The sequence below is a fragment of the Paenibacillus sp. 01T431 genome (genome assembly GCF_056398625.1).
In genome coordinates, this window is sequence record NZ_JBFTPT010000001.1 from 607,260 (window position 1) to 628,329 (window position 21,070).

Here is a 21,070-nt window from a genome sequence, read left to right on the forward strand (position 1 = left end):
ATTACTAGATGCTGCCTATCACGCATGATATTATTCATGCAAGCGCTTTAAAAAGAACATTTGGACGTGGAAGCGGTGCAGTTACCGTATTAAAAGGTGTTGATTTGTCGATACCATCCGGCAAGCTTATTGCGTTTAAAGGAAGATCAGGTTCTGGAAAAACGACGCTTATTAATTTGTTAAGCGCACTGGATCGTCCGACCGAAGGAAATATTACGTTTGCTGGACGCGATTTGACGGCGATGTCGAATCATGAGAGAGATATGGTACGCCGCAAGGAAATGGGGCTTATTTTTCAATCCTTTGCACTCATTCCTCTAATGTCCGCCTATGAGAACGTGGAGTTTATATTAAGAGTTTCAGGTATGGCGGCAAACGGCCGCAAGGAAGCAGCGATTAACGCTTTAGAGCAGGTTGGCTTAAAAAGCCGCATGCATCATCGGCCATTCGAGCTATCGGGCGGAGAGCAGCAGCGAACAGCTATAGCACGGGCAATTGCCCATAAGCCGAAGCTTCTTTTGGCAGACGAGCCTACAGCTGAACTGGATAGCCGCACAGGCTTGCAAATTATGAAAGTGTTTCGTGATTTGGTAGAAATGGCAGGAATGACAATCATCATGACGACACATGATCCTGCAATAATGGAAATTGTTGACCATGTTTATGAATTGGAGGATGGACAAATTGTCGCAAAAGCTTAAGCCGATACTCGGCTGGTCATTCGCGCTGCTTCTTAGCGCTTCACTAACAGGGTGCTCCTTGCTTCCTGCCGAGGAGACTGCCTTGAAACCTCCTCTTGTTAAGCCGGCGCAAGAAAATTACCGCACGGTAACGGTCGAGAAGGGGACAATCACACAAGAAATTAAAGGAAGCGGAAGCCTGGAGTCTACGCAATCGGAGATTGCACAGTTTAAAGGACAAGGCGGCCGTATTGCGAAGATGATGGTAACCTCGGGAGCGCAGGTGAAGAAAGGAGATGTCTTGGTTCAGCTTAATGTAGATGGACTGGACATTCAATTAAAGGAACAGCAGCTCGCCCATGCCAAAGCTAAGCTTTCATTTAAACAGGCCAAATTAGGAGGTGACAATGATGCGATCGATATCGCTAAGCTGCAAATGGATATTGAACAGTTAAAGCTGGATCGTTTGACGGCGACCTTTAACAGCAAGCAGCTTGTTGCCGAAATGAACGGTCAAGTAACTTTCGTTGAGGATCTGAAGGAAGGCGATTTTGTTGAGGCTTATCAAACGCTTGTTGTCATATCCGATCCATCACAGCTGCGTCTAGCGCTGCGAGTTGAATCAGGTGCGGAAATTAGCAGCGTTGATGTTGGTTTCCCAGCAATGGTTACCTTCGGGTCTGAAGAAGTGAAAGGGAAAGTTGTACAGACACCATCATCGGCTCCTTCGACGCTGAACCAGCAGCTTCAGGATCGTTACTCCAAAACATTATTTATTGAAGTGCCGAAAGTGCCTGGAAACGCCACAATCGGAGCGTTTGCTGATGTCAAAATTATTTTGCAGCAGCGTGATGATGTACTCAAAATTCCACGCAGCGGCGTGCGCAGCTTCCTTGGCAGAACCTTCGTAAGAACGCTAGAGGATGGCAATAAAATTCGTGAGATTGATGTCGAAACGGGCATAAAAGGCTCGACGGAAATTGAAATTACGAAGGGCTTGGAAGAAGGCGCGATTGTTGTACTTCAATAATGAGTCTGTATAGAACGATTGATAACCATCAACTAGCTTGATAGGAAGGTTATGAGCCGTTTACGCTTGGGAGGTTTTGAAGTGGCTTTGTTTATTATGATTATTCGTAAAATGGTGCAAAATAAGTGGTTGGTCGGGAGCTTGTTTATAGGCTTAGTCATGTCCGTAGCCTTGGTAAGCAGCATGCCGATTTATTCGGAAGCCATTTTATCGAGGATGCTGGTCAAGGATTTAGAGACTATGCAGAGCGAGCGGGGGATATATCCCGGCAATCAATACAATAAACTTTTTTACACGAAAGAAACACCGGAGCAAGTAAATAAGATTTATACAAAAGTAGATCGCTACATACGTGAGCAAGCACAATCCAACTTTGGCATACCGGTGCAGGAGCTTATCGTTGATTTTCAATCCAGATCAATGAAGATCAGGCCGGAGAATGATCCAGAGCCAGATACGAAAAAAAATCTCAAGACGATGTCGCTTCGCTCCTTCAGTGATCTTGAAGAGCATATTACGCTGACGGACGGCAGAATGCCGGCTGAGCAGCAGCCAGTTGATGGCGTTTATGAGGTGCTTGTTACAGAACGAAGCCTGGTTCAGTTCAAAACAGTACTGGATTCAAAGTTTTATGTGAACGACGATAAAATTGCCGGGGAAATAGCATTTAAGCCGGTAGGCGTGTTCAAGAAAAAGCAGGATGACGACCCCTATTTTAGAGATACGGATCTAAGTGAGCTAAGCTCAAGCTTTGTCATTAGTGATAAAATCGCTAAGCAGCAGCTCATGCAGGAAAGCCGGATTCCGGTAGCGTCCGTTGGTTGGTTTTTTGTATTGGATTATTCTAAGCTTGAGCTAAGCTTGGTAGATGGCTTCATACAGACAACGAATAAAATTCGCAACGTTATGCTTAATAATGTAACGATGTATCAAGCCGTCTCGGAAACACCGGCGCTGGATACGATTTCGAAATACATGGTACGGGCAGAACAGCTGAAGACGCTCATGTGGTCGCTTAATGTTCCTGTTTTGATTATGCTCGGGTTCTACATGTTCATGGTATCTAATCTAATTGCGGATCGGCAAAAAAATGAGATTGCTGTTCTGCGAAGCAGAGGAGCTGCACGTTGGCAGGTTATTAGCTCTTATGCAGTGGAAGGCATTATTTTATGCGGCATCGCCTTTGGTGTGGGTCCTTTGCTTGGCGTCATCCTAACCGAGATGCTTGGTGCATCCAATGGTTTCCTTGAATTTGTACAGCGCGTTCGGCTCCCTGTCAAACTTACGGACGAGTCTTTCCGTTATGGAGCGGTTGCCTCCGGCGTTTGTTTTGTCATTATGATGATTCCTATCATTATGGCTACTCGCGTCTCTATTGTTGGTCATAAGCAGCAGCTGGCTAGACTTTTGAAATCACCGTTATGGCACAAAATGTTCCTTGATGTGATTGCATTAGCGTTAGCTATTTATGGCTTATATACATTCCGAAAAAGGCTTGCTGATTTGCAGAGCTTAGGTTTAAATGCAGATGATTTGAACATCGATCCGCTGCAATTTGTTGTTCCTGCTTTGTTTATTATGGGTGCGGGTTTGCTCTTGCTTCGTTTGTACCCTTGGGTTCTTAGACTCATCTATTGGATCGGCAAGAAATGGTGGCCGCCTTCCGTATATGCAACATTAATTCAGGTTGGACGCTCCAGTTCGCAATATCAGTTTTTAATGATTTTTCTTATTATGACGATTGCTACCGGCGTATTTAGCGCTTCAGCGGCAAGAACGATTAACAATAACACAGAGGATCGAATCAGGTATGGCAATGGCGCAGAGGTCGTATTGACTACACAATGGATGAATGATGCACCGCCGCCTCCACCTCCGGGAGCACMGTCAACGCCGGCGCAGGATTTAGCTATGCTCGCGCCTGTCCATTACTTGGAGCCGGCATTCGAGCCCTTTAAAGCACTCAAAGGTGTAGAGCATGCAGCTAAAGTATTCAAGAAAGAAGTCGCCTTTAGCGTAAATGAAAGTAATGGTCCTGCAACATTAATTGGTATTGATTCCGATGAGTTCGGTGAAACAACATGGTTCCGTGACAGCTTGCTTGACTATCCGCTTAATGATTATTTGAACCTGCTTGCAGCAGATCCGCAGGCTGTTCTCATATCGCGGACGTTAGCCGATCAGAACAAAGTGATGCCTGGCGACACGATTTGGGTAGGCTGGAGCGACGTACCGCAGCAGCCGTTCAAGGTGTATGGCATCATTAATTATTTTCCAACCTTTAATCCGAACCCTGCTGTAGGCAGCGTAAATGTTAGTGAAGATAAAGATACATCGGGTGGCCGAGCTCCGATGCTGATCGTCGGCCATTTGCCGCGTATTCAAGTTCAGCTTGCACTTGAACCTTATGACGTCTGGCTTAAATTAAAGCCGGAGGTGAGCACTTCCGAGTTTTATGAGGGGCTTAAGGAATCGAAGCTTCCGATTACGAATATTGTCAATACAAGAGAGAAGCTGGTGACTGCCAAAAACGATCCGTTCCTCATGGCACTAAACGGTATTTTGACATTAGGTTTCGTCTTGTCGATTCTTGTTAGCTTTATCGGGTTTCTATTATATTGGGTATTATCACTCCGAGGCCGGACCTTGCAAAATGGTATTTTGCGCGCGATTGGCCTATCGCTGAGACAGCTCATCGGCATGCTTGGGGTTGAGCAGCTGTTAACTTCGGGCGTTGCCGTTCTTATTGGAATAGGTGTCGGAAATATCGCGAGTCGATTGTATGTGCCTAACTTCCAAATTGCGTTCAATCCAAGCAGCCTTGTACCGCCATTCAAGGTCATGTTCGATGCGACGGATTTAATACGGATCTATGTGCTTGTCGGCTTTATGTTGGTCATCGGACTTGGCATATTAGCTTATATGCTATCGAAGCTGCGTATTCATCAAGCGATCAAGCTAGGGGAGGATTGACGGATGATTCATTGCGAAGGGCTTGTCAAAATATACAAAACAGCCGACCTAGAGGTATTCGCCCTGCAAGGCCTCGATCTTCAAATTGAAAGCGGCGAGCTGATGGCCATTATTGGCAACAGCGGCAGTGGCAAATCAACGCTGCTGAATATGCTTGGCGGGCTTGACCGTCCGACGGCGGGGAAGCTGACCGTTGACGGAAGAGACATGCTGAAGTTTAAGGAGCGCGACTTCGTTCGGTATAAGCGAGAGAGCGTAGGTTTCGTCTGGCAAAATAATGCGAGAAACTTGATTCCTTATTTAACCGCGCTTGAAAATGTAGAGCTGCCTATTTTGCTAACAGGCAGTCGCAAGCGCTGGAGAGCGAAGGAGCTGCTTGACGCCGTTGGCTTAAGCCACCGTGCTTCAAATAAGCTTTATGAATTATCAGGGGGAGAACAGCAGCGGGTGGCAATCGCCATTGCGCTCGCCAATCATCCTAAGCTGCTGCTTGCGGATGAGCCTACTGGGTCGGTAGACTCGCGAATGGCTAATCAGATTTTGGACTTATTCCGTGAACTGAATCGTACGATTGGCATTACCGTTGTTATCGTTACGCATGATCCAGAGCTTGCGAAGAAGGTAGATCGTGTAGCGGCCATCCGAGACGGCAAGATTTCATCCGAAATGCTGCGCAAACGTTCATATGCGGAAGAGCTGGCGGAGCTTGAGCAGGAGGATGAGGAAGGCACGCATGTAGAATATGCGGTGCTTGATAAAGCGGGCCGATTGCAGGTGCCTTCCAACTATTTGGAATCCATCGGTGTGAAAAACTCGAATAAGCTGCGCGTAGAGCTTGGAGAAGGAAAAATTATCCTGCTGCCTCCTGAGGAGAAAGAAAAAGCCGAGTAAAATATTGGGTGGCAAAAAGAGCTGTGCATGGTCTGCAATGACCGTTGCACAGCTCTTTTTCTTGCAAGCTTACGAGTTAGATAAGTTAGAGAATGAGGCGTTCGATTGGCTCACTTCGGTAAACTCGTCATTGCCCCATTCATCCCAAGAGCCTTCATAGGGGCGAATATGAGGATAGCCCATTAGTCGTAAAGTAAAATAAGTGTGCGCTCCGCGTTGATTTGTCTGGCAATAAGGCACGATTGTTTTTGCAGGGTCAATGCCAAGAGCATCAAATTGCTGCTTTAAATCTCGATAAGCTTTGAAACGCACGACGCCATCTTGATCTGCCCCTTCTAGGGAATCGTTCCACTCTCTATGGACTGCGCCAGAAATATGCCCGCCCTTACGATTCGAGCGTTGATCAGCTCCGGTGTATTCTAAAGAGGAACGTGTATCGACAAGAAGACAATTATCGAGCCCAGCTTGGATAGATGCTTTCGTGGCAACCAGCTCTGAATGAGCAGATAACGTCAGTGTTCCTTTAGAGGGCAGCGGCAAATCTATTGTTGTCTCATAGCCTGCCGCTGTCCACGCTGCGAAACCGCCATTCAATAGCTTCACTTGATCCTTCAGACCATAATACTCCAGCACATAAAAGACGCGCGCCGCTAACACTCCGCCTCCATCATCATAGGCGATAATTGTTGAATCATTGCTGACGCCAACATTTTCAAGCAAATAAGCAAGAGCATCCGCGGCAGCAATAGTGCAGCGTGAGCTATCCTTTAATGCTTTGGCGTCCAGCCAGTACGCCCCTGGAATGTGACCTGATTCATATCCGCTGGGTCTTACATCTAACAAAATGACGTTCGGCTCTTGGTAATGGTTTTTAAGGCAATGAGCGTCTGCCAGCAGATGTTCATTAGGGTAATGTAAATCGCTCGTATTCGTTATGTGAGCAGCCTCCTCATCTTTATAAGTTACAACGGACTGAAGCCGAGGTTTTCACGCAAATGTTGTCCAGCATACTCGCTAGGAAATAATCCTCGCCTTTGCAGCTCAGGAACGACTAGTTCCAGAAAGGCGTCAATACCGCCAAATGCCAGCTGAGGCATAACGCTAAAGCCATCAGCAGCACCATTCACGAACCAATGCTCCATAATATCAGCTACTTGGTTAGGTGTTCCAGCGATGCTTAGCTGACCGTTGCCTACCCAATATTTCTCGAGCAGCTCCCGGAGTGTCAGCTGTTCATTATCAACAATCTTTTTGACCATCTGATAGAAGGTTTGATACGCATTAACTTGGCCCATATCAGGCAGCTTAGGAAAAGGATCATCCAATGCATATCCCGAAAAATCGATGCCAAGCAAATTGGAAAGAGACATGACGGAACGTTCTATTGAACCGAGCTGCTGCAGTTCTCTCGCAATGTCACGAGCTTCAGCCTCCGTTTCACTAACAATAACATGAATGCCCGGCAATACTTTAATATCATGCGGGGAACGTCCGGCTTTGACAGTTCTTTCTTTGATGTCTTGATAAAACAGCTGCGCGTCTTCCAATGAGTTTTGGACGGTGAATATAAGCTCGGCATATTGAGCAGCTAAATTTCTGCCATCCTCTGAGGCTCCGGCCTGGATAAGCAGAGGTCTTCCCTGTGGAGGACGCATCATATTAAGCGCACCGCGTACGGAATAAAAATCTCCCTGATGCTGTATATCATGAACCTTGTTGACGTCGGCATACACTCCTGATGTTTTGTCTTGAACGAGCGCAACGGCTTCCCAGCTGCTCCACAATTTGAGCACGACCTCTGTGAATTCCCGCGCTCGCTCGTAACGTTCTGCATGAGCTGGCAATTGCTCCAGCCCAAAGTTGAAGGCTGTACGTTCTACGCCAGTAGTTACAATGTTCCAACCAGCTCGCCCGCCGCTTATATGATCAAGCGAGGCGAATATTCTAGCTGTGTTATAGGGCTCGGTGAAGCTTGTAGAAACGGTAGCAATAAGGCCGATTCGCTCCGTTACGGTCGCAATTGCAGATAACAATGTCAGTGGTTCGAAGCCGAAGATCGGACCATGCTGGACTGCTTTTGCCTCAATCGACAGACCGTCCGCGATAAATAGGGAGTCTATCCGGGCGGCTTCCGCTTTTTTGGCGATCCGCAGGAAATGATTGACGTCATGAATTTCATCCAGCTTCGTGCTTGCATGACGCCAAGCTCCTTTGTGAGCGCCCGCATTGTGTAGAAACAAATTTAAAATCATTCTGCGATTAGGCTCGCTCATCTGGATCACCTCCTGTTTATTTCATGCCGCTAAGCGCAATTCCACGAATGATTTGCTTCTGGAAAATAAGAAAAATAACAATAAGCGGAGCGATTGAAATCGTTGTTCCTGCCATAATTAAAATCCAATTGCTTGTATCCTTCAGCTCGCTGGAAAAATAAACAATCCCGACGGGCAGTGTGAATTTCTCCTCCGTTTGCAGCACGATGAGCGGCCAGATGAACTGGTTCCAGTTCCCGATAAAGGTAAGAATTATTAAAGTGATAATAGCTGGCTTCACTAGTGGGATGGCGATATGCAGCAGAATACGCCATTCATTAAGTCCATCAATGCGAGCCGCATCCAGCAAATCGGAAGGAATGGAGTCCATAAACTGCCTCATAAGAAAGATGCCGAAGGCCGTAATAATGCCGGGAAACAGCACGCCCCAATAAGTATCGGACCAGCCTAATTCATTCGCAATTAAATACCAGGGGATGATGAGCATCTCTGTTGGAACCATTAAGGTGCTGATTATGAGCAGAAAAATGAGCTGTTTACCGACGAATGAAAATTTGGCGAGCACGTACCCTGCCGCTGTATCGAAGATTAGAACAGTAGAGGTTGCAATCAGAGAGATGATGAGCGTATTTTTGATCCATTGTGCGAAAGGAGCCTTCTTGAATATGGCAGCGTAGTTGTCAAAGGTTATCGTCTCAGGAATTAAGCGAAGATTGTAAACGTCCTGAGGAAGCTTGAAGGAGGTAGCGACCATCCATAAAAACGGAAACAGCATGATGCCGACGCCGAGCGTTAGCAGAAAATAAATGACAAGCGTGCGCAGCCTCTCTGCGGGGGACTTGGCGTTTTTCTGTGTTTTGTAAACGCTTTGTGTGCTCACTGATTCGTCCTCCCATCAATATTCTACTTTTTTGTTCAACACTTTTAATTGAAGCAGCGTAAGCACCAAAATGACGACGAACAAAATAACTGTAGCAGCTGCGGCGCTGCCCATCTTAAACTGCTGAAACGCTAAATTGTAAATATGGAGCACCATCGTCGTTGTCGCATTTAGCGGTCCTCCATTTGTCATGCTCAGCACCTGTCCGAATGATTGCAAATAAGAGATAACGCCAATGACAGCCGAAAAAACGATGACGGGATTAAGCAGCGGAAGCGTAATATGACGGAATTTCCGCCATGCGCTTGCGCCATCGATAGCCGCCGCTTCATAATACATGCGCGGTATCGCTTCAAGCCCTGTCATAAAGATAAGCATTTGAAAGCCGGTGCTTTGCCATATCATCGTTAATGTAATGAGAATAAGCGCCTGACGCGGCGATTGCAGAAACAATTGCGGTTCGAGACCGAGATTTAATAATATCTCGTTTAACCAGCCGTTGCGCATGAGAATCCACCGGAATACCCAGCTTACTGCGACGATGCTTGTGACGTAAGGGATGAAGTACACGGTACGGAACAAGCCGCGCAGCCGCTTGATATTGTGAAGCAGCAATGCGACAAATAGCCCAACGATCAGCTGTCCGGGAACACCAATAACAACAAATTTGAACGTATTGGCGATCGACTTGAGGAAGATTTCATCTGTGAACAGCGTCTTGAAATTCGCCAGTCCAACATAAGGTTTGCTCGGGGACAATAAATCCCATTCACGAACGCTCACATTGAAGGCATACAGGATGGGGAGCAACCGCGTGCTGAGGAAATAAAGCAGAGGAATTCCGAGCGTAATATAAATAAACAAATAACGCTGCGTGCGGTAGGACAAACGGGTGAGAAACAGTTCTCGGCTTTTGCGTACGGTTAGCTTTAAGGCATGTGCAATCATAATGGAACTCACCTCCATTTCATCAAAAGAAAGGCGCTCGCTCTAGGCCGAGCGCCCTTATTATTACTTTTTGTCTGCAGCAGCCCAATAATCGTCATAGAGCTTTTGCGTTTTGGCTACAAGGTCTTGGAAGGCCTTCTCGACCGGAACTTTATTGAGCAGCACTTCATTTGTCGCATCAACAAACAATGTTTTTTCTTGGGTTTCGTCGATGAAGAAATGCGCGCGGCTATCGTCCAATTGGGAAATAAATGGCCCTAGCTTCTCATCGTTTACGTATTTATCCTGCGTCGCAACTGCTTTTTGTGCTGGAAGCTCTCCGATTTGCTCCACCCATTTCTCCTGAACCTCTTTGCTCGTTAGAAATTCCAAAAATTCAGAAGCAGCCTTCAGCTTGTCGCCTTCAACATTTTTGGGAATGGCGTTCGCCCAGAAGGAGGACGGGGCTGATTTGGTTTTGTAGGATGGAAGAGGTGCAACGCCATAGTTTAAATCTGGAAAGTCCTTCTTAATGGAGCCAAGCCGGAAGGAACCGTCGATATTAATAGCTGCATGACCGGTCATAAAGGCATTGCTGTCATTCTCATAAAATCCGTTGATCCCAACCTTATGCTTCACGGCAAAATCGATTAAATATTGAAATGACTCCAAACCTGCAGGTGTTTCTGCCCATAATATTTTGCGACGATCATCGCTTAAGTCTTGACCGCCTGCTTGATGCAGTAGACCGTCTCGATACCAGTGATGCAGCTGCGCGCCAGGCTCCCATGCGAAACCTTCAGTGACAAATTGCCCTTTGGCATCTGTTTCTGTCAGTTTCTTGGATACGTCTACCAGCTGCTCCCATGTTGTAGGAAGCTCAGTAATATTGGCTTTGGACAATAAATCCTTATTGTAGAACAAGGCGAGTGTGCGTACGGCAGTAGGAATAGCGTAATAGGAGCCATTAATTTTTGCGGCGCTGACTAATGGGTAAAAGTTGCTTTCAATTTCCGCAGTTGGAAAATGATCCTCAGGCAGCGGCTGCAAGTAACCGGATGAGACGTATTTCGGCAGCCAGCCATAGTAGAGGTTAATAACATCTGGGCCTTTGCCGGCTGGCACCAGCGTAGCAACCTTCTGATTGTATTGATCATAAGGGAAGTTGGTTTGTTTTACGGTAATATTCAGATGTAAGGTTTGGAATTCTTTTATGAGTTCGTTGATCAACCTTGGCTGGAAATTCATATTGCCAATATTCAATCGTCACTTTTTTATCTGTTTCTTTGTCTGTTGCCTTATCGGTTGGTTTTTCCGTTGCTTTATTTTGTTCTGTGCTGTTTGCTTGATTGCTGCTGCCGCAGCCTGCTAGAGCAAGTGCGATGATAAGTGATCCTGTAACGATAGAAACTGAGCTTTTTTTCTTCAATGGTATCCACTCCTTTTTTTATAAAAAAACGGTGCTTAAGCTTGGCTTGCGATGTCGGATTTCTTGGTAATCGTGTTTGGCGGCAGCTCAAGACCGAGCAGGCGCCTAGCGTTATTGCCGAATATGTTCTCGATATCGTCCTCTCCGAATCGCAGCTCGCGGCAGGCGCGAACTTGATCCTGCAGATAACGATACGGGTAACCTCGAGGAAACCCGCTGGCATCCGTACCAAAAATAATACGTTCAGGCCCGATCAGCTCATAGGTTTTGCGAAGCGCGAATTCCAAGGTGAGCTCATAGGGCATCCAGCGCATCCATTGATTGGAGCCGGAAGTATCGACATATACATTCGGGCAGCTCCAGCACAGATGAAGCAGCTCTTGGAAATAACCTGCGCCAAAGTGAGGAATGATGAACGGAATGTCCGGAAATTCTCTTGCCGTGTTGAAAATTGCTAGAGGACTTATATTCGGATGATGGGCAATTCCTCCCGCATGGCCGAGTAAACCGAAGTGGATCAACACAGGAAGCTTCTTCTCTGCGAGAAAGGTCCATACGGGCGTGAGTGACGGATCATCAAAAGGGATGGAAGTCAGCGGGCCGAACAGCTTATAACCTTTAAGCCCTAACTCATTAACTGCCCTTCGAAGTTCTTCCTCTGCGCCAGCATCCTCGATGGCGTGATGGGCAAAGCCGGTAAAACGATCAGGATGACTGGCTAGATGATCGGCCAAATTGTCATTATCAAGCGCGGTGAGGAAGTTGAGTCCTCCGATCCCGTACTTATCAAGCTCCTTCACCCATCGGTCAATTAACGGCGTGTTTTCATTTTCAGTATCGTTGTCTGCAATCGTTGCATCTGGAAAATCCCAAGTGAGCCGCATTCGCTCGCTTCTCTCTGCACCATAGCGAGCAACGGATTCATGTCGTTTGTTATTTCCTAGCACTAATCGGTAAGGAAGATGTCCATGCACATCAAATACTTTAAATTGGCTGCGAAACATAGCTTCACTCCATTCATAATTCCTTGATGATCCAATCGGTCAAAATCAAATCAATCTCTGCAGCACCAGCTGCCAATCGAGATTCTCGTTCCTCCAGCCATAGCGCAAGCTCTGATAACCTATCTTGCTGAACGGTAAGCGCCCGGTTCATCTCGGCAGGGCTAGGGCCGCCCCGCAGACTGCGAATATTTACAAAATGCGCAGGCTCCAGTGCTAGCTTTAATTGCTCGTCAGTTAACCCAAGCGGGAAGCCGATGGTTTGAATCGCAGCTTCGTTTAATTCTTCAATGTTCAAGTCAGCTATCTTGTTGCCATGCTGAACGGCATGCTTGACGAGCTTGCTTACGATTGAATGTGCTTTATGAAAAGATAATCCTTCATCTCTGACGATCGTATCAGCAAGCTCGGTAACAGTAGCGAAGCTTGCAGCAGTGCGCTGCCTCAGAACATCCTCGTTTAGCTGCAAGGTAGAGATGACCTTGGACAACAATCGATACACAACTTCAAGCGTCTCTAGGCTGCGCCAAGCATAGGGCTGCATATCGTCTTCGGTATCCACAATATCGCCAAAAGGCGTATTGTGAATCATCGTAAGGACGGTCTGAGCATTGCCTGTAATGCTGGATAAGAGTGAACGGATATGCTCAACGGAAACTGGATTTCTTTTTTGCGGCATAATGGAACTGATTTGGACGTATGGGGCGGCTATTTGAACGACTCCAAATTCCTGTGTGCACCACAGCAGCAGCTCCTGCGTAAACCGTCCAAGATTAATCGCTGCGAGCGTGATTCCTGCGGCGATTTCACCGACATAATCTGCTCCGCTTACAGCGTCATAAGAGTTTTCAATTAATCCGTCAAAAGCAAGCAGCTCGGCAACGCGTTCCCGGCTAATGGCAAAACCCGACGTTGTCAGAGCGGCAGCTCCCATGCTGCTTAAATTACAATTTGCGTAGGCCGCCTGCAATCTGCGTATATCCCTTGCGAGCGAGTCTGTTACCGCTGCAATGTAGTGGGCGATTGTCGTCGGCTGTGCTTGCTGGGTATGCGTATGAGCGATAAAGATCGTTTCCGTATGTTTCTGGGCGAAAGCGAGCAGTTCAGTGTGCAGCTGCAGGGCAGACGAGATCGTTCTAAGCAGTTTTTCTCGTAAAGTGATTCGGTATATGGCAATACCCATGTCATTGCGGCTTCGAGCCAGATGAAGGCTGCCGGAGGCTTCATCCGATAATTTAAGCAGCTGGTGTTCCACTTCAAAAAACAAATCCTCAAATTGGCCGGTATAGGTACCGCTGTTTAACTGCTCCAAATCAAGTGAAAATAATGATTTGGCGATTTTATGGCCTTCTTCCTTGCTAAGCAGCCCTTGCTCAAGCAGCATGATGAGATGCGCTTTATGCACGGAGATCATTGGAAGCAGAAGCTCCTTCTTGGCTTGGTCATAGGCAGGCGCAAGTACCGCTTCAGCATAGGTTCTGCCAGGGAACGAGCTGCCTTCAGCTGAATCGCTCCGTCTAATCGTCATCGTGTACGCCCTCCTTCGTAAAATAACTTTTTATTTGGCAGATGTTGAAGTTGCATGAGAATATAAAAACAGCCGGAGCTATCGCATAAAGCGATTTCTCCGGCTGTCCGGTCGTTTTCCATATTATTCCTAGTGGAATTGTATGATTAGAATAGTATCACGGTTTTATTTGGAGCGCAACTCTTTTTATTGTCCTTTAGATCTTCAGCATTTCATCGCTTGGTACAGGCAGGAGCTCACCCGAGTCAAGAGGTGTATACGAAAGTAAAGACTAGTATATGGATCAACATTGCTCACCTTTCTATACTAGAACTAAGAAGGAAAGCTGCATAAAAGCAGCCGCATTATTATTATGAAGACCATGTGGAGGGGTAGTATGAAGAAGAAAAGGAAGGCGCTCTTGAGTATCGCATTGGTTCTTAGCTTGGCCGTTGCTGGGTGTGGCAAAAACACGAATGAACCGGAAAAATCGACTAACACGCCCGTTGAAAAAGGAAATGAAGTGATTGAAGTATCGACGGTTTCGCCAAGCGATCAATATTTAAAGTTTGATGAGGGCGAGAGTTTCGAGAAAAATTCCGTATACGATGCCTATGAGAAAGACATTGGCGTCAAGATTACGAACAAGTGGGTAGCTGATACGAGCCAATTCAAGGAAAAGGTAAAGATTACGATCGCATCCGATGATCTTCCCGATTTTCTCTTAGTTAATGCAACGCAATTGAAAGAGCTGACTGAAGCGGATATGATTATGGATTTGACCAAAGTGTATGACGAGAATGCCACAGAGGAAACGAAAAAGTTTTTGACGATGGATGGAGGCATGCAGATGAAAACAGCGATGTTTGACAACAAGCTGATGGGTATTCCGAGCTCATACAATCCGTACCAATATCAGTTTTTGTATGTGCGTACAGACTGGCTGAAGGAGCTGAATTTGCCTGAGCCGAAGACGATGGCAGATTTCATGGCGATTGCTGAAGCTTTCAAAGCCAAAGATCCAGGCGGCACAGGCACATCATACGGGCTTGCCGTAAGTAAAAATCCATTCAGTATGGATACAGGAGTAACGGGACTACGTGCATTCCTCAATGGCTATCATGCCTATGAAAATATTTGGATCGAAGATGGCAAAGGCGGCTTGGTCAATAGCGACATTCAGCCGCAAGTAAAGGATGCGCTTGCTGCACTGCAGGAGATGTTCAAAAAAGGGCTGATTGATCCTGAGTTCGCTGTAAAAGATGTGGAGAAAGCGGCAGAACTCGTTTACAACAATAGCATTGGCATGGTTTATGGCGCATCTTGGACACCAGCTCAGCTTGTGAAAGGTGCTGTGAAGGACGGAAAAGTGGTTCAGGAGTGGGGAGCATTCCCGATTCCAACGGTAGACAGCAGCCCTGCATTATCCCAAATCGGGCTGGGTGTTGATGAATATTATGTCATCTCCAAGAAGGCGAAGCATCCAGAAGGCGTTATTAGGCTGCTGAACCAGTGGATTGCCGTCGACAATCATCCAACTGATGAGCAAAAGGTATACGAATTCGGTAAAGACTTGAAAGAGAAGGGCAACAACTACTGGCTGCTTAGTCCGCTGCGCGTAGGTAAACAACTGGATAACAACGGCGAAATACTGCCAAAAGCGATTGCCAATAAAGACACTAGCATTTTGGTGACGAAGGATCATAAAACGCGGTATGAGCGGGCAATGAAGTATGTTGACGGCGATACGAGCATGTGGTGGGAGTATTTGATTTCAGGCCCAGGCGGCGCGTTCTCTCATGTACCGGAAATTCAGAAAAATAAGCAATATTTGCAAAATAAATTTTACGGCGCGCCAACTCCAACTATGGTAGACCGACAAGAAATTTTGCTCAAGAAGCGGGATGAAGTTTTCTTCAAAATCATCATGAATCAAGTATCGGTGGATGAATTCGATAAATTCGTCGTGGAATGGAAAAAGCTTGGCGGCGATGAAATTACAAAAGAAGTAAACGAGTTTTACGCTGCTCTGAAATAATTGCAAAACGAATGAGTAGAGGGATTGGTTGAAGCAATCCCTCTTTTTATTAACCTTAAACAACGAGGTGAATGGCTTGAATGTACTGACACGGATGTGGAAGAGGGAATGGCCTCTTCATCTGATGCTGCTTCCGGGAATCGTTTTGGTTTTGATTTTTAGCTATGTCCCGATGGTCGGCATCATTATGGCTTTTCAGAAATATGTACCAAACAAAGGGTTATTCGGGTCTCCTTTCATTGGACTGAAAAACTTTCAGCTATTGATTGATTACCCTGATATCGGACGTATTTTCTTTAATACGGTCTATATAGCCGTGATGAAAATCATAGTAGGTCTCATTGTACCGATCACGATTGCGATATTGCTTAATGAGCTGCGGAGAGAATGGATAAAACGGACGTTTCAGACGCTTGTTTACTTGCCACATTTTCTATCATGGGTACTGCTAAGCGGAATTATCGTTGATGTTTTTTCTCCATCCTCAGGCGTTTTCAATCAAATATTAGGCTTGTTTGGGATAAAGCCTATTTTTTTCTTAGGGAGCAATGATTGGTTTCCATATGTTATGGTCGCCTCGGATGTATGGAAGGAGTTTGGATTTGGTACAATTGTGTACTTGGCTGCGCTGACGGGCATCAATCCTTCGCTTTATGAAGCAGCCGAAATTGACGGTGCAGGGCGTATCAAACAGACCTTTCATGTCACACTGCCTGGAATGATGCCGATTATCGTGCTTATGTTTACGCTTAATATCGGGAATGTACTCAACGCGGGCTTCGAACAAATCTTTAATTTGTATAGTCCGCCTGTCTATGAAAGCGCAGATATTATTGACACCTTTGTCTATCGAATGGGTGTGCAGCAAGCGCAATTTGGTTTCGCCACGGCAGTAGGCTTATTGAAATCTATCGTCTCTTTTATATTCATTTCTCTATCTTATCTGTTAGCTTATCGTGTAGCGAATTACCGCATTTTCTAACGATGCGTTCGTAATTCAGAAGGGAGACATTACGTGGTTACAAACCGATCATTTAGCAGACGACTATTTATAGCGTGCAACTTTACTTTTCTCATGCTGACATCCTTCTTATGCCTCATGCCTATCATTCATATTTTGGCGATCTCATTCAGCTCTGGAGCTGCCGCGGCTGCTGGGAAGGTTATTTTATGGCCGGTTGAATTCACCACTGCGGCTTATGATAATGTATTTGGAAAACCGGAATATTTGCGTGCGTTCTGGGTATCGATTCAGCGCGTTGTTCTAGGAACCTCCATTAGTATGGTTTTGATGATTATAACCGCTTATCCATTATCCAAAGATCCCCGTCAATTTCGGCTTAGAACCTTATATGCTTGGTTATTCGTGTTTACGATTTTGTTCAGCGGCGGTCTGATTCCTTCTTATTTGACTGTAAAATCGCTAGGTTTAATCGATACGATGTGGGCGCTAGTCCTGCCAACGGCTATTCCGGTGTTTAATGTTATTTTATTGCTTAACTTCTATCGTAATTTGCCTAAAGAACTAGAGGAATCCTCGCGTATAGATGGTGCAGGTCATTTCACTACATTATGGAAAATATATGTACCGCTATCGTTACCAGCTTTGGCAACGACGGGACTTCTTACGATGGTGGGGCATTGGAATAGTTGGTTTGACGGCATGCTTTATATGAATCATACTGAGAATTATCCGCTTCAGACGTTTCTGCAGACGGTCATTATTAAGATGGATTTCCGCTTTATTAAAGCGGAAAATGCCGAATTAATGCTCAAGCTGTCTGATCGCACAAGCCGAGCGGCACAAATTTTTGTCGCAGCATTTCCGATTCTGATTGTGTATCCTTTTTTACAGAGGTTTTTCATCAAAGGAATCGTAATGGGGAGCGTAAAAGAATAGTGCCGGAATGGTCCACTACTACTAGCAGGAGTTAAAACGATGAAAAACCTATTCTTTTTGCATGATTCCTCCATATTCAAAAAAATTATGGCTGCCTTTTTGGCGGCCTTGCTGCCGCTGATGGCCATTACTTGGATGATAATAGAGAAGGGCTCGGAAAATATTCGCAGCGAGATCTCAGAATCGATACTGAATACGACTAGGTTTTATATGGACTCTCTCGACAAGGAAGCGGATCGAATTAGCCGTTACTTGCCGAACTATGTGATGGACAAAGATTTGATGGAAATTGCTACAACGGGCAATGACATGAGCTCATATGAGCGTTCGCGCAAAATATTGGATATCCAGCGAAGGCTTGAGCTTATGAAAAATTCAAGTCCGTTTATTAAAGAAGCTAAGGCGTATATTCCATTAATCAAGCGCACGATTCTGAGCAATGATTTTGAGACCTCTTTGAATGAATCGGAGTATACCGCCATGCAGGCTAATGTGAAATTGTATGAAGAGCCGTTCATTTTTTGGGAGAACCGATTGTTTATAACGATGCAATATCCTATTATTTCAGTTAAAAATCCGTTGTATATTGTAGGGGTTGAGCTCTCAACGAGCAAAATAAAGGACACGTTATCGCAAATTGGCGGAACGCGAGACGGACACAGCGTGCTTCTTAATTTGGAACGCGGCTGGGAAATTGAAAGCGGGGTAGACCCGGCTTTACTGGGGCAAATGAAAGCTTTGGCTGTTAAAAAGCAGCAATCAAAGTCCAATGAAGGTTACGAAACGGTTATCTACAATGGTAAGCGCTTTCTTACAGTATATAAATATTCTACGCTTTGGAATTCCTATTCGATTACCTGTATTCCCGAAGAGAAGGTTCTTGGATCATTGCAAATGTACAGAACATTATTTTTATGGGCTTGTGCTCTTTCGGTAGGTATCGTCTTATTTTTCACCTATTTCCTATTGCGCTTTATTTACCGGCCTCTTATGAAGCTGGTGCAAGCCTTTCGCCGTGTTCAGCAGAATAGGCTGGAGCCGATTGTGATTGACCGTGGAGGAGATGAATTCGGATATTTGTACAAAGCCTTTAATGACACGGTACGATCGCTCAATACGTTAATTAAGGAAAATTACGAGCAGCAAATTCGGAATCAGCGCTCGGAGCTGAAACGACTGCAATCGCAAATTAATCCTCATTTTTTATATAACTGTTTTTTTGTTCTGTGCCGATTAATTAAATTGGACAGTCAGAAGGAGAAGGCCTATCAATTTTGTTTATACATTGGGCAATACTTTCAGTTTATTACTCGCGATGATGAGGATGAGATCCCTCTCGAGCTTGAGGTAGAGCATTCGCGTACTTATGTTGACATGCAATCGATCTGTTACGGGGAACGGATACAGGTTTCTTTTGCAGGAGATGTCCCAGCTATTCACGTACCAAGGCTGATTTTGCAGCCTATTATTGAGAATGCCTATAAGCATGCTTTAGGCAATATGGTACTGCGCGGCGAATTGAAGGTACACAGTGACCAAACGGAAAATGAATTCACGATTTATGTGGAAGATAATGGCCAGAGCATTACGGATAAAGAGATTGAACAGCTTCAGAAGAAGCTGCGGCATTCAACAAATCATATCGAGGAAACAACAGGAATTATTAATGTGCATCGTAGAATTCAACTGCGTTACGGAGAGAAGTACGGCATTGCGCTGTCACGATCTGATTTAGGCGGATTGATGGTCACAATCAAACTGAGTGCAAGCTAGAGGAGGAAACAACATGTACAGACTGCTCATTGTAGATGACCTGCCCATTATTGTTGATGGTTTAGTAGAGCTGTTCGAGCAGACAGAGCATTTGCAGCTCGAAGTGATGAAAGCTTATTCAGGGGAAGAAGCATTGGAGGTATTATCCCAGCATCGCATGGATATCGTCGTATCCGACATTAAAATGCCGGGAATTGAAGGAATCGAGCTGTTGCAGGAAATAAAGGCACAGTGGCCTGCCTGCAAAGTTATTTTTCTAACGGGATATAACGATTTTCAATATGCAAGAAACGCCATTACTTACGGTGGTTTTGATTATATTCTAAAAATAGAAAGCGACGAGAAAATCATCCAGTCTGTCGAACGAGCCATCGAGAAAATAGAAGAGGAACAGGATCAAGTACAGATGATTACGAGAGCGCAAACCAGTATGAGACTGGCATTGCCCTCACTGCAAAAAGAGTATATATGGGGGCTTCTGCAGGGTAAGCATGCAGCGGAGAATCAGTTAAAGCAGGCCTTCAATGAATTAAATATTCCGCTCGATGCTGCCCTGCCGGTTTATGTACTCATTGCCAGAATCGATGTATGGAAGGAAATGTTCACTGCGCCGGATAAAGCATTATTAACCTATGCGCTGCAAAATATTGGCGACGAATATTTGTCTGCACAGGTAAGAAGCTATTCCGTTGTATTTGAGCTGTCAAAGATCGTCTGGCTGATTCAACCGAAAAGCTGTGATGAGTTATCTGCTGATACCAGTTCCAGCAATTTGGATTTTGTTAGAGCCTATCGCTATACGAGCGGCATATTGGAAACGATTCAAGGTACATGCAAGAGGCTGCTGGGAACGACCGTTTCTTTTCTCCTTGGCAGCGAAGTGACGGAATGGAATGATCTATCGGATCGTTTTCATGCGAACAAATATGGTTTGGTGCAAGGGCATGGATTGTTTAATGAGGTCATTATGACCGATAAAGACATTCAGAATCAAGAGACAGACGATAAAGCCGGCAGCATTCATGATAGCTTTTACCATGCTCGGGTTCAATTGCTGATGAGCTGTCTGGAAAATAACAATCGGGAGCAGTTCAAYAAATTGTATATGGAGCTTACTGCAATTTGGAATGTCCCAGGAACGCCTAATGAGCGCAAAATAGAAATGTATCATTCCCTCTCGGCAGTGTTTCTTTACTATATACACAAAAACCGGGACATTCGGGATTACATGAATACGCAGCTCGACTTGGAGAAGTTATACCGCTATGGGGACTCTACCTCATGGACGGAATTGATTCAGTATTATAGGCAAATGGCGGACTGTTTTTTTGAATGGAATACGCTGCGCGGCTCGCAATTGCCGACTGAGGTTGTGAATAAAGTACATCGCTATATCGAAGAGAATTTGTCTACCGATATTTCCTTAACCGCTTTAGCGGATTACGTAAGCTTAAATCCTTCTTATTTGTCCAGGCTTTATAAGCAAATAACGGGCATAGGCTTATCGAAATACGTGAACGACTATCGGAATTTGGTTGCCAAAGACTTGCTTCTGAACACATCCATGAAAGTTAATGAAATTGCGGCTGCGCTCGGGTACAATTCCGCGCTTGCCTTTATTCGGTTTTTCAAGAAGCAGAACGAGACGACACCGCAGGATTTCCGCATGGCAAGGTGCCAGTCGCAAATACAAGGTCAACAATAGTATATGGATTGTAAACAACGATCTCTGTCTCCTCCTGAACGCTCCCCTTACAATTGAGGTATA

17 protein-coding genes are annotated in these 21,070 nt (G+C 45.4%); 9 read left to right on the plus strand and 8 right to left on the minus strand.

Annotated features, from left to right (window positions below):
• Positions 1-8: 8 nt before the first annotated feature.
• The 4 genes from AC1DM9_RS02555 (at position 9) to AC1DM9_RS02570 (ending at position 5,574) form a co-directional block, all read left to right on the plus strand.
• The gene (locus AC1DM9_RS02555; RefSeq protein ID WP_339204699.1) at positions 9-701 is read left to right on the plus strand and encodes an ABC transporter ATP-binding protein; all 693 of its coding nucleotides are present in this window, start codon (positions 9-11) and stop codon (positions 699-701) included.
• Entirely contained in the window at positions 685-1,710 is a 1,026-nt protein-coding gene (locus AC1DM9_RS02560; protein WP_441883600.1) for an efflux RND transporter periplasmic adaptor subunit, read from the plus strand. The genes AC1DM9_RS02555 and AC1DM9_RS02560 overlap by 17 nt, the downstream gene beginning before the upstream one ends.
• An 81-nt stretch (positions 1,711-1,791) precedes the next feature.
• Entirely contained in the window at positions 1,792-4,683 is a 2,892-nt protein-coding gene (locus AC1DM9_RS02565) for an ABC transporter permease (RefSeq protein ID WP_477578353.1), read from the plus strand.
• A 3-nt stretch (positions 4,684-4,686) separates the two neighbouring features.
• The gene (locus AC1DM9_RS02570) at positions 4,687-5,574 is read left to right on the plus strand and encodes an ABC transporter ATP-binding protein (protein WP_076269010.1); all 888 of its coding nucleotides are present in this window, start codon (positions 4,687-4,689) and stop codon (positions 5,572-5,574) included.
• Positions 5,575-5,643: 69 nt separating this feature from the next.
• On the opposite strand, the gene AC1DM9_RS02575 is transcribed toward AC1DM9_RS02570, so the two are convergent.
• The 8 genes from AC1DM9_RS02575 to argH all read right to left on the minus strand — a co-directional run bounded on the left by AC1DM9_RS02575 (position 5,644) and on the right by argH (position 13,612).
• Positions 5,644-6,510, minus strand: a complete 867-nt coding sequence (locus AC1DM9_RS02575) for a sulfurtransferase (protein ID WP_477578394.1) — start codon at positions 6,508-6,510, stop codon at positions 5,644-5,646.
• 26 nt (positions 6,511-6,536) lie between these two features.
• Positions 6,537-7,847, minus strand: coding sequence for an LLM class flavin-dependent oxidoreductase (locus AC1DM9_RS02580; protein WP_477578355.1), 1,311 nt, complete (start codon positions 7,845-7,847; stop codon positions 6,537-6,539).
• Positions 7,848-7,863: 16 nt separating this feature from the next.
• The gene (locus tag AC1DM9_RS02585) at positions 7,864-8,727 is read right to left on the minus strand and encodes a carbohydrate ABC transporter permease (protein ID WP_477512513.1); all 864 of its coding nucleotides are present in this window, start codon (positions 8,725-8,727) and stop codon (positions 7,864-7,866) included.
• Between the two features lie 15 nt (positions 8,728-8,742).
• Positions 8,743-9,675: a carbohydrate ABC transporter permease gene (locus AC1DM9_RS02590; RefSeq protein ID WP_477512514.1), complete on the minus strand. Its 933-nt coding sequence runs from the start codon at positions 9,673-9,675 to the stop codon at positions 8,743-8,745.
• A 63-nt stretch (positions 9,676-9,738) separates the two neighbouring features.
• Complete coding sequence (locus AC1DM9_RS02595) at positions 9,739-10,884, minus strand: extracellular solute-binding protein (protein WP_477578357.1); 1,146 nt, start codon at positions 10,882-10,884, stop codon at positions 9,739-9,741.
• The gene (locus tag AC1DM9_RS02600) at positions 10,808-11,083 is read right to left on the minus strand and encodes a hypothetical protein (RefSeq protein ID WP_477578359.1); all 276 of its coding nucleotides are present in this window, start codon (positions 11,081-11,083) and stop codon (positions 10,808-10,810) included. The genes AC1DM9_RS02595 and AC1DM9_RS02600 overlap by 77 nt, the downstream gene beginning before the upstream one ends.
• A 35-nt stretch (positions 11,084-11,118) precedes the next feature.
• Positions 11,119-12,087 carry an amidohydrolase family protein gene (locus AC1DM9_RS02605; protein ID WP_477512516.1) on the minus strand — a complete coding sequence of 323 codons (969 nt, stop codon included), beginning with the start codon at positions 12,085-12,087 and terminating at the stop codon, positions 11,119-11,121.
• A 13-nt stretch (positions 12,088-12,100) separates the two neighbouring features.
• Entirely contained in the window at positions 12,101-13,612 is a 1,512-nt protein-coding gene (gene argH / locus AC1DM9_RS02610) for an argininosuccinate lyase (RefSeq protein WP_477578362.1), read from the minus strand.
• Between the two features lie 376 nt (positions 13,613-13,988).
• On the opposite strand from argH, the gene AC1DM9_RS02615 reads away from it, so the two are divergent.
• From AC1DM9_RS02615 to AC1DM9_RS02635, 5 genes are all read left to right on the plus strand, one after another.
• Positions 13,989-15,629, plus strand: a complete 1,641-nt coding sequence (locus tag AC1DM9_RS02615) for an extracellular solute-binding protein (RefSeq protein ID WP_477578364.1) — start codon at positions 13,989-13,991, stop codon at positions 15,627-15,629.
• Positions 15,630-15,723: 94 nt separating this feature from the next.
• Entirely contained in the window at positions 15,724-16,611 is an 888-nt protein-coding gene (locus tag AC1DM9_RS02620; protein WP_430060408.1) for an ABC transporter permease, read from the plus strand.
• 33 nt (positions 16,612-16,644) lie between these two features.
• The gene (locus AC1DM9_RS02625; protein WP_477578366.1) at positions 16,645-17,529 is read left to right on the plus strand and encodes a carbohydrate ABC transporter permease; all 885 of its coding nucleotides are present in this window, start codon (positions 16,645-16,647) and stop codon (positions 17,527-17,529) included.
• 39 nt (positions 17,530-17,568) lie between these two features.
• On the plus strand, positions 17,569-19,302 hold the full coding sequence (locus AC1DM9_RS02630) for a sensor histidine kinase (protein ID WP_477578368.1): 1,734 nt from the start codon (positions 17,569-17,571) through the stop codon (positions 19,300-19,302).
• A 13-nt stretch (positions 19,303-19,315) separates the two neighbouring features.
• The gene (locus AC1DM9_RS02635) at positions 19,316-21,007 is read left to right on the plus strand and encodes a response regulator transcription factor (protein ID WP_477512518.1); all 1,692 of its coding nucleotides are present in this window, start codon (positions 19,316-19,318) and stop codon (positions 21,005-21,007) included.
• The last annotated feature ends 63 nt before the right edge of the window (positions 21,008-21,070 follow it).